The sequence below is a fragment of the Thermococcus sp. AM4 genome, assembly GCF_000151205.2.
In the GTDB taxonomy this organism is placed as follows: domain Archaea; phylum Methanobacteriota_B; class Thermococci; order Thermococcales; family Thermococcaceae; genus Thermococcus.
The window spans coordinates 1,750,970-1,763,118 of sequence record NC_016051.1; the positions used below are offsets into that span (position 1 = coordinate 1,750,970).

Annotated in this window: 13 protein-coding genes and 2 tRNA genes; 9 read left to right on the forward strand and 6 right to left on the reverse strand. The window is 54.0% G+C overall.

What is annotated here, in order from left to right; all coding sequences use genetic code 11:
* Positions 1-16: 16 nt before the first annotated feature.
* The 3 genes from TAM4_RS11910 (at position 17) to TAM4_RS11545 (ending at position 2,680) form a co-directional block, all read left to right on the forward strand.
* Complete coding sequence (locus tag TAM4_RS11910) at positions 17-682, forward strand: hypothetical protein (protein ID WP_237702087.1); 666 nt, start codon at positions 17-19, stop codon at positions 680-682.
* Positions 683-798: 116 nt separating this feature from the next.
* Positions 799-1,440: a hypothetical protein gene (locus TAM4_RS11540; protein WP_052306410.1), complete on the forward strand. Its 642-nt coding sequence runs from the start codon at positions 799-801 to the stop codon at positions 1,438-1,440.
* Positions 1,424-2,680, forward strand: a complete 1,257-nt coding sequence (locus TAM4_RS11545; protein ID WP_014123044.1) for a hypothetical protein — start codon at positions 1,424-1,426, stop codon at positions 2,678-2,680. Before TAM4_RS11540 ends, TAM4_RS11545 begins: the two co-directional genes overlap by 17 nt.
* Here the strand turns inward: TAM4_RS11545 and priS are convergent.
* Together priS and priL are read right to left on the reverse strand one after the other, a co-directional pair.
* A complete protein-coding gene (priS, locus tag TAM4_RS09670; protein ID WP_014123045.1) occupies positions 2,675-3,703 on the reverse strand; it encodes a DNA primase catalytic subunit PriS in 1,029 nt (342 codons plus the stop codon). The two genes, TAM4_RS11545 and priS, sit on opposite strands and share 6 nt — an antisense overlap.
* Positions 3,696-4,880: a DNA primase large subunit PriL gene (gene priL, locus TAM4_RS09675; RefSeq protein WP_014123046.1), complete on the reverse strand. Its 1,185-nt coding sequence runs from the start codon at positions 4,878-4,880 to the stop codon at positions 3,696-3,698. The genes priS and priL overlap by 8 nt, the downstream gene beginning before the upstream one ends.
* A gap of 100 nt (positions 4,881-4,980) precedes the next feature.
* On the opposite strand from priL, the gene TAM4_RS09680 reads away from it, so the two are divergent.
* Positions 4,981-5,577 carry a hypothetical protein gene (locus TAM4_RS09680; protein ID WP_014123047.1) on the forward strand — a complete coding sequence of 199 codons (597 nt, stop codon included), beginning with the start codon at positions 4,981-4,983 and terminating at the stop codon, positions 5,575-5,577.
* Here the strand turns inward: TAM4_RS09680 and TAM4_RS09685 are convergent.
* Complete coding sequence (locus TAM4_RS09685; protein WP_014123048.1) at positions 5,561-5,836, reverse strand: acylphosphatase; 276 nt, start codon at positions 5,834-5,836, stop codon at positions 5,561-5,563. The genes TAM4_RS09680 and TAM4_RS09685 overlap by 17 nt on opposite strands.
* A gap of 70 nt (positions 5,837-5,906) precedes the next feature.
* Here TAM4_RS09685 and cutA point away from each other — a divergent pair, with 70 nt between their 5' ends.
* Positions 5,907-6,221: a divalent-cation tolerance protein CutA gene (gene cutA, locus TAM4_RS09690; RefSeq protein ID WP_014123049.1), complete on the forward strand. Its 315-nt coding sequence runs from the start codon at positions 5,907-5,909 to the stop codon at positions 6,219-6,221.
* Positions 6,218-6,805 carry a DUF99 family protein gene (locus tag TAM4_RS09695; protein WP_014123050.1) on the forward strand — a complete coding sequence of 196 codons (588 nt, stop codon included), beginning with the start codon at positions 6,218-6,220 and terminating at the stop codon, positions 6,803-6,805. The genes cutA and TAM4_RS09695 overlap by 4 nt, the downstream gene beginning before the upstream one ends.
* An 88-nt stretch (positions 6,806-6,893) precedes the next feature.
* Here TAM4_RS09695 and TAM4_RS09700 read toward each other — a convergent pair whose 3' ends face one another.
* Positions 6,894-7,739 carry a universal stress protein gene (locus tag TAM4_RS09700; protein WP_048150607.1) on the reverse strand — a complete coding sequence of 282 codons (846 nt, stop codon included), beginning with the start codon at positions 7,737-7,739 and terminating at the stop codon, positions 6,894-6,896.
* A gap of 100 nt (positions 7,740-7,839) precedes the next feature.
* Here TAM4_RS09700 and gcvT point away from each other — a divergent pair, with 100 nt between their 5' ends.
* The 3 genes from gcvT (at position 7,840) to TAM4_RS09715 (ending at position 11,049) form a co-directional block, all read left to right on the forward strand.
* Positions 7,840-9,036, forward strand: a complete 1,197-nt coding sequence (gene gcvT, locus TAM4_RS09705; protein ID WP_014123052.1) for a glycine cleavage system aminomethyltransferase GcvT — start codon at positions 7,840-7,842, stop codon at positions 9,034-9,036.
* 77 nt (positions 9,037-9,113) lie between these two features.
* On the forward strand, positions 9,114-10,190 hold the full coding sequence (locus TAM4_RS09710) for an ATP-binding protein (protein ID WP_014123053.1): 1,077 nt from the start codon (positions 9,114-9,116) through the stop codon (positions 10,188-10,190).
* Between the two features lie 31 nt (positions 10,191-10,221).
* Entirely contained in the window at positions 10,222-11,049 is an 828-nt protein-coding gene (locus TAM4_RS09715) for a DMT family transporter (RefSeq protein ID WP_014123054.1), read from the forward strand.
* A gap of 892 nt (positions 11,050-11,941) precedes the next feature.
* Here TAM4_RS09715 and TAM4_RS09720 read toward each other — a convergent pair.
* Both TAM4_RS09720 and TAM4_RS09725 read right to left on the reverse strand, forming a co-directional pair.
* Positions 11,942-12,019: transfer RNA gene (locus TAM4_RS09720), tRNA-Gly, on the reverse strand.
* A gap of 11 nt (positions 12,020-12,030) precedes the next feature.
* Positions 12,031-12,107: transfer RNA gene (locus tag TAM4_RS09725), tRNA-Phe, on the reverse strand.
* Between the last annotated feature and the right edge of the window lie 42 nt (positions 12,108-12,149).

Consider the following 12,149-nt stretch of genomic DNA (forward strand, 5'->3'; position numbering starts at 1 on the left):
TGAGTGGAGACGGGTGATGCTTGTGGAGAGGATCACAGTTAAGGGTAAGCATATTTACTTTGAGGTTGGTTTGGGCTGGTTTGAGGGGGCTGAAGTTTACTGGCCCTTCCCCGTTATTTTACTCTTTGACAATCACGTCCTAGTTGGGGAATGCTGGACTCCAACGGGCGGAAAACTCCAAGGAACATACACAGACCCGCTAATTGCCCTTGATGGTTTGGTTCGAGGACTTGACGAGATGCTGTTAACTAAACCAGACGAGCGAGGAGATTGTAGCAGTCCTCGAGAAATGGCAAGAAAGAGAGGTTTCAACGTTGCCGATGACAGCCCATTATACTGTGCTTCTTTAGCTATACAATCGGAAGTTTTCTTTGAGAGGATTGGGGATACTGTGAAAATCCATTATTATAATGGTCTTCTTGAGGGGACTGATTGTCCGGAGTATAAGGGTAAGCATAAGGGTACTATTGAGGTTCCATTAATCGAGTTTGGGGAGGATGTTTTGAGGGTTTTTGGCGAGTACCTAGAGAAGCATTACAAGCACGTTGAAGAAGTCAGACAAGAAGCCTACGGATACAACAGAATGGACGATTACGAGGATTATAAGAGGTGGCATCAGCAGTATTTGAAAGAACTGAGGGCACTGAGGGAGAAGTCTGGAAAAAATCATGGTGAACGGTGAGGTTAAGCGGTTGCCCAAGGTCTTTAACAGTGAGGAGGAGCTGATGGCTTTGGAGTGGGTGAAATTTACAAAAAAAGCTTACAATGACTAAAACAGTGTGAATGGGGGTGCGTTCCTTGTCAAAGTACAGGGAACGTTTAAGGACTCTGAGCTTTCGAGGAAGGCACATCTTTCTTATTGTGGATCCAAATGTTGAGAACTGCTTTCCTGATCCGTTTCCAACTCTCATGACAATCGATGGAAGGCTCATCATCGGGGCAGTGTGGAAATCAACTGGCTGTTATCCGACGATGCTGCCTGCGAATCTTCACGGGACTTTTCAGGACCTCCTGGATCTCTGCATATCTTTCCTCGATCCGGACTTCGATGAAAGGGGTGAAATGCTGTATCCCCGCAGGGAAGCCCGAGAACTCGGCTTCAATGTCGGTGATGACACTAAACTCTATGAAACTGGGCTTTTTGTTGACCAAGGTGTTGTGTCTGTCTTTTTTGAACTCGAAGGGGAGACGTTGAAAGTCCACTACTTTAACGAACTCATGCAATGGACTGATTGCCCCGGGGCCTCTGGGATGCATAAGGGAACTATCGAGATGCCGTTCAGGGAGTTTGCGAGAGAAGTACTGAGGCTCTCTGAATGGTTTTTAAGAGAGGTTGCTCCGATTTTGGAGGAGGTTTGCCTTGAATATGAGGATCCCGACTACCTGTGGGAGATGTACGTAGCTTTGAGGGCTCGGCTCGGAGGTGATCGGGACGATTAGATGGGCAAAGGCCTACTGGAAGGGCTGGGTGACCTCTTTGGCCATTATGCACAGGGGTGACCTCGTAGCGGCAGGGGTCTTGGAAAAGAAAATTGAGGGCACTAAGTTGACGGTCTCTGGTGGGTTTTTGGCGAGGCTCAGCCCGGAGGGAGATGTTAAATGGGTCAGAATACTTGAACCTTACTGGTTGAGAATAACGGATTTGAAAGTCGTTGACAACTGGGAAATAGTAGCATGCGGCAGGACAGAGAATGCTGGTGTTGTTTTCAAATTTGATGGGGATGGAAATCTCATCTGGGCCAGGAAGTTTGAGGGAGGTGTAAGCGACGCTTTCAGGGCCCTCTCGATTGATAGGAGAGGTGGGATAATTGTCGTTGGGAAAACGAGGAGTTTTGGTGCTGGGGTCAGTAACGCTCTGATCGCGAAGCTTGACAGATGGGGAGATATTATGTGGTGGAAGACCAGCGGCGGCAGGCTATGGGATGGGGCACAGTCTGTCACCATTGACGCAAAGGGCAGAATTGTAGTGGCGGGTTACACGTACAGTTTTGGCAGAATTGCCTCGGATGCATGGATTCTGTGGTTCGATCGGGATGGAGAGCTTCTAATGGAAAGAACCTACAGTGCTGGAGGGCTTGAAAAAGCCACTTCAATAGTTCCGGCAGGGGATGGGGGTTTTATGATCCTCGGCAACGCGTATGATCCCTTGGACTCCCGTTATGATGCCTGGCTCCTTCACGTTGATGAGGCTGGAGAACCCACGTGGGGCCTTAGATTTCCTGGTCTTGAGGAAAGAGATGTCTCGATAGATCCCAGCGGAAACCTTATGATTGGAATGGAAAAATCCATGGTCCTCAAGGTTGATCCTGGAGGGAACATCCTTTTGGGCGGACAGATCCGATTGAAGAAGCCAGTGAGTATCGAAGCTCTCTTGGCGCGTGAAAACTTGGTAGTAGGTGGTCGCATGGGCTACGAGTGGGCTTTTCTGGCCTCGGTGGTTCCCTCTGGAAAACCGCCCGCTGCTGTTGAATGGAAGCCGGAAGTGAGGGAAAACCGCTGTGTGGTTTTTGATTGCCACTCCAAATGTGGGGCGGGCTTCAAAGTTGCACCCTCCGGAAAAATCATTGGGAAGACTCTGAATAACTGGGAGTTCAATCCCGACATTTTTACGAGCTTTAGGGAGCTTAGATTGAGGTTTCAAAAAGCAGATAGGCCTGTTAAGCCTAAGGTCTCCTCATAGCGAGCTCTCCCATTCCTCGTAGGCTTCCTCCACTTCCTCCTTCCTGAACTCCGGAACGGCGTCCCTGAAGGGGTTGAACTTCTCAAGTTTCCTCTCGTCGTCGCCGATGTAGGTCGTCACCATGCCCACCTTGGAGTGAAGACTTGAGGGGACCCTTAGAATCCTTTTGAGGTCTATGGTGACCTTCCCATCAAAGTACGCCCGCGAAAACGTTGTTGATAGTGAGAAAAGCCTCATTAGCGTCTTGTACCCTATGCCCTGGGGGAAGGCAGTCAGTAAGGCGTTCCTCACGAAGCCCTCGTAGATCCTCTCCTTCCCATCGAGGATTGCCTCCGCCTGCTTTCTTTTGATCCCCACGTTGAGCAGATGGTTGAGGTTTATCCTCCTGATGAAGTATCCAAAGCGGAGCCTGAAAACCCGGAAGTAGCCGGCTGAGAGCATTATCCGCCTGGACTGAACGTCCTCAAACGTTACCTCCTCGGCCGCGCTGACGTAGGCGAGAATCTTCTCCCTAGCCTTGGCGTCGAGATCGAGAACCCAATCGTCGAGCACCCTTATGTGGTAGCCCCTCCCTGAATAGACCACGTGGATCTCCTCGAAGCCGAAGTCCTCCTTCAGGATCCTGAGCGTGTCGAGAACGAGCTCCTTGGCGTCCTCAAGGCAGAGGGGGCACACCTGACCGCTGGGGTGTAGCTCAATACACCTCCTCAGGGGCAGATCCTTCGCGTCTATGTCGAAGACCAACTCGGCTCCCAGCCAGCCCTCCATCTCACTCGGCTTTTCGTAGAGGGCAACGCTTGAGAACATCGCGTAGGGGGCGGTGGCCTTCACGTAGTCTTCGAGATCCCTGACGTCGAGGAACTGGTTTTTTCTGTCGCTCGGACCCTCCCCCGTGTGGTCGAAGCCGAACTCCCTGTTCTCGAGTGTTTCCACTATGAAGTCAGGCAGCATTTCCGCGCTCCATTCCCCTTGGTAGTAGGCCCGCCGTTCTTCCGGCGTGACCTCCCTGAAGAGCTCACTCACTCTCCCCACCTTCCGTCCGTTTTCTCTCGTAGTAAAGCCTCCTGAGGTAGTACGTCAGGGGATTTCTTATCCCCCTGCAGAACCGGTCCGGCCTGCACAGTTCGGGTGCGTTCGCCCTGATCTTGTCGCAGTTCGGGGGGAAGTACCAGGTTGAGTTCCCGCTGTCCTCGAGGCTGGGTTTGTCTGTAAACCCGAAGCCCAAATGGTACCAGATGTTCTTTATCTCGTTCGGCTGATCCTCGAAGAGGGGTGGCCTGCAGCGGTTTCCGGCCTCGATGATGAGTGGAAGGATCTCCCGCTCGATGACGCTTAGATCATCAACGCAGTCCCGGATCCGAACGTCCCTCCTGGGGGGGTTGGGGCATATGCGGGCGTAGCTGAGAAAGCTCGTGAGGAGAACCGTTATGGCGTAGTTCCTCATCCCGCTGCCGACGCCGGCGAGGGCCTTCTTAACGCAGGGGGGAAAGAGATCCGGTCGGAGGGGCTGGGCACCGGTGGAACCGATGGCCTCTATCCTCTCCTTGAACTTCTCCCGCGCGATCTCGCTTAGTCTCTCCCTCAGGACGGAGTAAAACTCAGGAAGGTCGTCCCTGACGTCGTAGAGAAGGTTCACGGCCCTCTCCAGGTTTCTCTCAAAGGCCTTTCTCCACAGGCCGAGGACCTCCCCGCGGCGGAGGTATGCCCAGCTGTTCCTGATGTACACATCCTTCAGGCTGCCCCCCCAGAGGGGGATGAAGTGCCTCAGCCACATCTTGTACTCTATTCTCAGTTTCCTCCGCTCCTCCTCCCCGAGCTCGCGGTATCTGCTCTTCTCAAGGATCAGCCGGTCTTTTTCAGGGATCTCACCCTCTGAGACGCTTTTAACCCGCAGCGAGACGTCCTCCAGAGTTTCGGCCTTTCTGAGCTTTGCCAGGTATATCTCGGCGTTCTTGTCGCGGACGAGCTCCATTTCAAAACCGTACGGTGAGAGAGCGAGGGCTCCAATGAGGGCGTAGAAGGTCATCAGGTCCCGCCACTCCTCGGCGTTCAAAATTTTCTCCGGGGGTTCCTCCTCCCACGTAATCCTCTCCAGAACCTCCTCTACCCCAACGTACCCGGGGATCCTCTCAAGGAAGGCCTCGATTCCACCGAAGTCCTCGATGATTTTACGGGCCCGCCTCCCGAAGGGGTCTAGCATCGATGGCACCCGGTTAATGTCGGGACACGGTGATAAAACCCTTTCGGGGAAAAGCTTAAATATCCATTTCTACCCACCTTTGAGTAAGAGGTGAACAAAAATGATGCTGATACTTGAGGAGTACTTCAAGAACTACCCCGCGAGGAGGAAGGTTGTGGAGTTCCTCTTCGAGAACGGCCTCTCCGTCAAGAACGGCAGGATCTATCTAAGGAACGTGGAGATTCCGATAAGCGAGCTCGCGAGGGTCATCGGCGTGAACAGGAAGATCATCTACCACACGGTCGAATACATCGAGAAAACCCCTGCTTTAAGGCTGATCTTCGAGAAGCTGAACCCCCTCCCGAGCCTCATCGACGTGGCCCCGCTCATGGGCTGGGAAGTGCTCGAGATAGAACTCGACAAGGAGAGGTACATGGAGGGCTTTTACAAGGTTCTCAAGCTCCTGCACGACCACAATGTTCCCGTGATGGAGGTCTTCAGCAGGAACCTCCGCGAGGAGCCGAGCAAGCTGTACATAGTCATAGACGGGACCCTGCCGGTCGATGCCTTCGTCAAAATCAAGGAAACGGAGGGCTTCAGGAGGCTGATAATAAGAACCCCGGAAAAGGACAAGACGAAGTTCGTGTGCGAGTACTGTGAAGTTGAGTACTGCCCCAAGAGGGCACTGCTGGAGCGCATCTCTACCCGACGACCTTGAAGCCCTCTAACCCCTCCGGTTCTTCCCACTTTACCTCGACGCGCGTTACCCTCGCCAGCGGCGGTCCCTGGTGGGCCCAGCCTATCAGAGCCTCGACCCTCTCCTCGTCCCCCTCAACGACGGCCTCAACGCTCCCATCCGGCAGGTTCCTGACCCAGCCGGCAAGGCCGAGTTTTCTGGCTTCCCTCTGCATGCTCCAGCGGAAGCCAACTCCCTGAACGCGTCCGTATATCCTCAGGTGCGCCCTAACCTTCCTCATGCACCATCCCGGGGAAGTTTCTCCACAAGGGATTTAAGCTTTACCCGCCTACACACCATTGGGGTGTCCCATGGAGGCGATACTCGTCTACACGACTTTTCCGGACTGGGAGAGCGCCAGAAGAATCGTCAGGGAGCTCCTTGAGAAAAAGCTGATCGTCTGCGCTAACCTCAGGGAGCACGAGGCAATGTACTGGTGGGACGGGAAGATAGAGGAGGGCAGGGAAGTCGGAGCGATACTCAAAACGGACGTGAGCAAGTGGAAGGAGCTCAGAAACACGCTCAGGGAGCTACATCCCTACGAGGTTCCAATGATAGCGAGGATCGACCTGGATAAGCTCAACAGGGAGTACTCGGAGTGGATGGAGAAGGTGCTCTTCGGATGATACGGAAGGTGAAACCCGAGATACGAGTCGTTGGCTTCGACGACGGAACCTTCTCCTTTTCTTCCAAGCTCGAGAGGAGGAAGACGGTCCTCATAGGGGTCGTCATGAAGGGATCCAGGGAGGTCGTTGGGGTTCTGAGCAGGTGGATAACCGTCGACGGAAGCGATGCCACGGATCTCATGATAGACGCCGTCTTAAGGTCCAGATTCAAGGATCTGCGGGTGATCCTGCTCAAGGGGATAACATACGGGGGGTTCAACGTCGTTGATCTCGAGCGGCTCCACCACGAGACCGGTTTGCCCGTTATAGTCGTCGTCAGGAAGAGGCCCGATCTGGCGGCGATGGAGACGGCGCTCAGAAAGCATTTTCCAGACTGGAGGGAGCGGCTGGAAATACTCCGGCGGGCACCACCGCTCTTTGAGCTCATTCCGGAAAAGCTCTACGTTCAGGCCCTGGGGATACCACCTGAGACGGCGGCCGAGGTCGTGAAAACGACGACGAGAACCGGCCTGATACCCGAACCCCTGAGGCTGGCCCACATGATAGCGTCGGCCGTCATGACGGGGGAGAGCACGAAGGAGTAGGTTTATAAGGCCGTAAAAAGAGGAAACAACGACCGATGATGGCAACAGGGTAGCTACCGAGCGATGAGGAAGCCGTTCCAGTCTGAGGTCAATCGCACGGAACGAGGAGGACAGGGATCTTTGAATCCCTCATGACCCTCTCGGCGGTACTTCCAAGGATCAGGTCCTTGAGGAAGCTCCTGCCCTTCTTGCCTATCACGATGACGCTTGCGTTTTTGGCGAGGGCGGTTCCTATTATGGCCTGGCTTGCGGTTCCCACCATCACCTCAAGCTCAAACCCGGCTTTTATCCCCCTTGCCGTCTTCTCAAGGTTCTTCTTGGCTATCTCGATGTTGTGCTCGAGTTCCTCTATTCTCCCGTAGTCCACTGAGTGGAGGAGTATCCCGGACTCTATCAGCTCCTCGAACTTTTTCACTGTCTCCACGATCCGGATTGAACATTTCGAGAAGTCCAGGGCAACGAGGGGCCTTTTGAATATTCCCGAGCACGATGGGAACGCTGGCAGGATCTCATCATCCTTCTTCTCGTATTTCAGGAGCAGAACGGGCTTCTTTGAGGCCCTGGCCAGGTTTGAGGCCGTGCTTCCAAGGAACATCCTCCTCCAGATGTTTTCTCCGGTGGTCGGGGTCACTATGAGGTCTATTTCCTTACCGCTGGCATATTCGGCTATCTCAAGAGAGGGTATTCCAATCGAGACGTACGTCACCACCTTCGTTTCCGGGAACCTGTCCCTGATCTCTTCCTTCAGCTTCTCCAGCTTTTCCTCGTAGATCTCCTGCAGTGAAAACGCCTCAACGTCGAGGATCGTGATGTCAAGAACGTGGATTACGTGGAGCTCTTTAACTCCGGGCTTCACTATCTCCGGCAGGCACTCCCTGAGGGCTTTGAGAGAAACATCCGAAAAGTCCGTTGGATAGAGGACTTTCTCGAACATAACCTCACCCGGTATTATGTTGTACCTCAATGCTTATTACCGTTGCCCGATGACAGGAAAGCGTTATAACGTTCAGGTTCAAGTTTGAACGGTGATGGCCGTGGTCAAGAAGGTTCACCTTTTCGACTGGCATAAGGAGCACGCCAAGAAGGTTGAAGAGTTCGCCGGCTGGGAGATGCCAATCTGGTACTCCAGCATAAAGGAGGAGCATTTAGCCGTTAGAAACGGCGTCGGCATCTTCGACGTCTCCCACATGGGCGAGTTCATCTTCCGCGGTAAGGACGCGCTGGAGTTCCTCCAGTACGTAACGACGAACGACATAAGCAAGCCCCCCGCGATAAGCGGAACCTATACTCTGGTTCTCAACGAGCGTGGAGCTGTTAAGGACGAGACCCTCGTCTTCAACATGGGGAACGACACCTACATGATGGTCTGCGATTCAGATGCCTTCGAGAAGCTCGAGGCGTGGTTCAACGCCATAAAGCGCGGAATCGAGAAGTTCGGTGAGCTCGACCTCGAGATTGAGAACAAGACCTACGACATGGCCATGTTCTCCGTTCAGGGCCCGAAGGCGAGGGACCTCGCGAAGGACCTCTTCGGGATAGACATCAACGACCTCTGGTGGTTCCAGGCCAAGGAGGTCGAGCTCGACGGAATCAAGATGCTCCTCTCGAGGAGCGGCTACACCGGCGAGAACGGCTGGGAGGTCTACTTCGAGGACGCCAATCCATACCACCCGAACCCGGAGAAGAGGGGCAAGCCCGAAAAAGCTTTGCACGTCTGGGAGAGAATCCTCGAGGCCGGCGAGAAGTACGGCATAAAGCCAGCAGGACTCGGAGCCCGCGACACCCTCCGTCTCGAGGCCGGCTACACGCTCTACGGCAACGAGACGAAGGAGTTACAGCTCCTCAGCACCGATATAGACGAGGTAACACCCCTCCAGGCCAACCTCGACTTCGCGATATTCTGGGACAAGGAGTTCATAGGCAAAGAGGCACTCCTCAAGCAGAAGGAGAGGGGTCTCGGCAGGAAGCTCGTCCACTTCAAGATGGTCGACAAGGGAATCCCGAGGGAAGGTTACAAGGTCCTAGCCAACGGAGAGGTCATCGGGGAGGTCACCAGCGGAACGCTCTCACCGCTCCTCGGCATAGGCATAGGCATCGCCTTCGTCAAGGAAGAATACGCCAAGCCGGGCGTTGAGCTGGAGATAGAGATAAGGGGCAAGCCCAAGAAGGCCGTGACGGTCACTCCACCCTTCTACGACCCCAAGAAGTACGGCGCCTTCAGGGAGGAGTGAGGTTCTCTTCCCTCTTCCCTTTTCCCCAAAACCCTTTTAGGTAATGGTACCGTTACCTGGTCCTGGGGGCATTACCTATGCTGTTTGACCCGAGGCCCAAGAAGAGGAGGGAAGAGCTCTTTGACAGGGAGAAAGAGATTGAGGAGCTTTTGAACACGAGGGAACCCCTAACGCTCCTTCTCGGCATACGAAGAGTCGGGAAGAGCTCTCTGCTTAGGGTAACACTGAACGAAGTCGAAAACGGCGTTTACATCGACGCGAGGAAGATGTACTTTGACTCCGGCGGCTGGATAACATCAGAATCTCTCATCAGGGAGTTTGAGAGGGCTCTGAACTCTCTCAGGGGTTCGGTGAGGGGGAAGGTTTTTGAGACCCTCGGGCACGTTAGGGGTGTCTCCATCTCCGGCCTCAAGCTTGAGCTGAGCAGGGATGCCCGCCTCTCGGAGGTTTTGGAGGCCCTGAACGACGTCGGGGCGGTAATCGGGGTGGACGAGGCCCAGTACCTGCGCTTCTACGGCTCCCGTGGTGGGCGTGAGTTCCTGGCGCTCTTGGCCTACGCTTACGACAACCTCGACAACCTGCGCTTCGTTCTTAGCGGTTCTGAAGTAGGCCTGCTCCACGACTTCGTGGGGATAGACGATTACGAAAGTCCCCTCTACGGCAGGTCCCACGGTGAGGTTGTTCTCAGACCGTTTCCGAGGGAGCTCTCCGTAGAGTTCCTCCGGAGGGGGTTCACTGAGGTTGGAGTAGACGCCTCAGATGAACTCATTGAACGGGCCGTTGAGTTCCTCGATGGAGTTCCCGGCTGGCTTGTGGAGTTTGGAAGAAAATACTCCGAGACAAAGGACTTTGAGGGCTCGCTGGAGTACGTGTTCCGCCAGGCGAGAGGGTTCCTTAAAGGAGAGCTCAGGGAGCTTGAGCGGAGGAGTCCCCGCTACATTTTGATTCTTGAGGCCATAGCCAGGGGACAGGACCGGTGGGAGCTCATAAGGGACTACCTGGCCCTCAGGGGACACAACGTCCCGAAGTCCCGCTTGGCCGAACTCATAAGGAACCTTGAAAAGATGAGCTGGATTGAGGCGGACTTCAGCTCCGGCAGAAAAAGGTACAGAATAATCGACCCGGTAATCGAGCGCGTTTTAGCTGAGCGATAATCTTTTTATCCTTCCCTTACTTTTTGATCTCATGTCCAAAAAACACGCCATCGGTGCCGTTCTCCTCTGGTCAACGGTTGCAAGTGCTTTCAAGCTCTCACTCCTCTACATGAGCCCGCTCCAGCTCCTCTTCTGGGCCTTTCTGACGTCGCTCGTTCTCTACGGTGCCCTCTACTTCCGGAGCTTCAGGCCCTCCAGAGAAAACCTACGCTCCGCTTACCTTGGCCTCGTACTCTTCCTCTACTACACCGTCCTCTTCTCTGCCTACGACCTCCTTCCTGCCCAGGAGGCGCAGGCGCTCAACTACACCTGGCCCCTGGCGCTCGTTTTGCTTTCCGTCCCCCTGCTTAAGAGAAAACTCGCCCTGAAAACATTATTTGGCCTCTTTCTTGGCTTTCTCGGTGCCCTCATTGTTGCAACCCGGGGCAGGCTTTTATCCCTCGGCTTCTCGAATCCAGTCGGGGACGCCCTCGGCCTCGGAAGCGCCCTAATCTGGGCCGCCTACTGGCTCCTGAACGTTCGGGACGGCAGGAGGCTTGAGGAGAAGATGTTCTGGAACTTCCTCTTCGGCTTCACCTACGTTTCAATCGCCGTCGTCGCCACAGGTAACTTCGCCGTTCCTCCCGTAGAAGGCCTCGCGGGGGCAATCTACGTCGGCCTGTTCGAGATGGGCGTTACCTACCTTCTCTGGTACCGCGCGGTTGAGAGCGACGTTGCCTTCGCCTCGAACCTGGCTTACTTAGTGCCGTTTCTGAGCCTGCTCTTCATCGCCCTCATCCTCGGTGAGAGAATAGAACCGACAACCGTTCTTGGCTTGGTTCTAATAGTGGGGGGAATCCTCCTTGGAAGGGAGCAGTAGGCGCTTAACTGGCTTTATCTTTCCCTATCAGTCGGGACGTTTGAACGAGGTGAGAACGGTCTGGATCTTTCAACGGCCTTTGAGAAAGCTTGGCCAGGGAAACTTTTTGCCAAAAGTTTCATCAAAGTTTGTGATTCTTTCATCAGGGGCTTCTTTTTGGATGTTTGCACTTTTAATGGACTCTTGTAAGTTGTGAATTCCTATCTTTTGTGAAGCTTTCTCACTTGGGTTTACCTTTTCTCGCGCTCCGGAGGAGCGCCTCTTAGAGAAAACCCCTCTCAATAGCTCTCTTAAAGAGAATTCTGCAGAGAAGATGGCCGTTTGAAAATGCAAACTCCTTAGAATTGCCCCTTAGTAGAATCACGAACCTTGGTCAAACTCTGCGGGACTGTCGTCCCTCGCGTCGAGCAAAGCCCGACGTCGCACAGGCGAACAAACTTTAAGAAAGCCTGACCAAAGAAAGCTTTTCTCCTCCAAAGGAGCAAAAAGCAGTCGTGCACTAACTAAAGAGCGGACTCAGTGAGGGTTTAACCTCAAACTAAGCCCTCTCATATCGGCGCCCGAAGGACGCCTTCTCAAGTGAAACACTCGCAAGCAAGCTTTTGGGAAAAAGCTTGACCAAAAGTGTCAAACCTTCACAAGGGGCAAGGATAGAGTGCATGCCTTTCCAAGTGATCCGTTGGTTTTTGGGTTTGTTTTAATAAGGGCTCTTGGGAAAGGGGTTTAAACTTGAAACGCGCCCGAAGGGCGCTAATGGGAAAACACGCTCGAAAACGGCGAGTTTGAGAGCAAACCCACCGAAAATGAACCCGTCTAAAAGCATGCTTCCCTTTGATGAAACTTTTCACCAGAAAAGTTTCTCCGCCAGCGCTTTCGTCAGAAAGGGCTGTTGTGGTGCGGTGGCCGGGATTTGAACCCGGGTTACCGGCTTGGGAGGCCGGTGTCCTAGACCAGGCTAGACTACCACCGCACTGAGAGAAGTGGTGGGGCGAGGGGGATTTGAACCCCCGACACCCGGATCTTCAGTCCGGCGCTCTCCCAGGCTGAGCTACCGCCCCACGCTCAAAGATAAGGGCAAAAAAGAGATTTATAAATCTTGC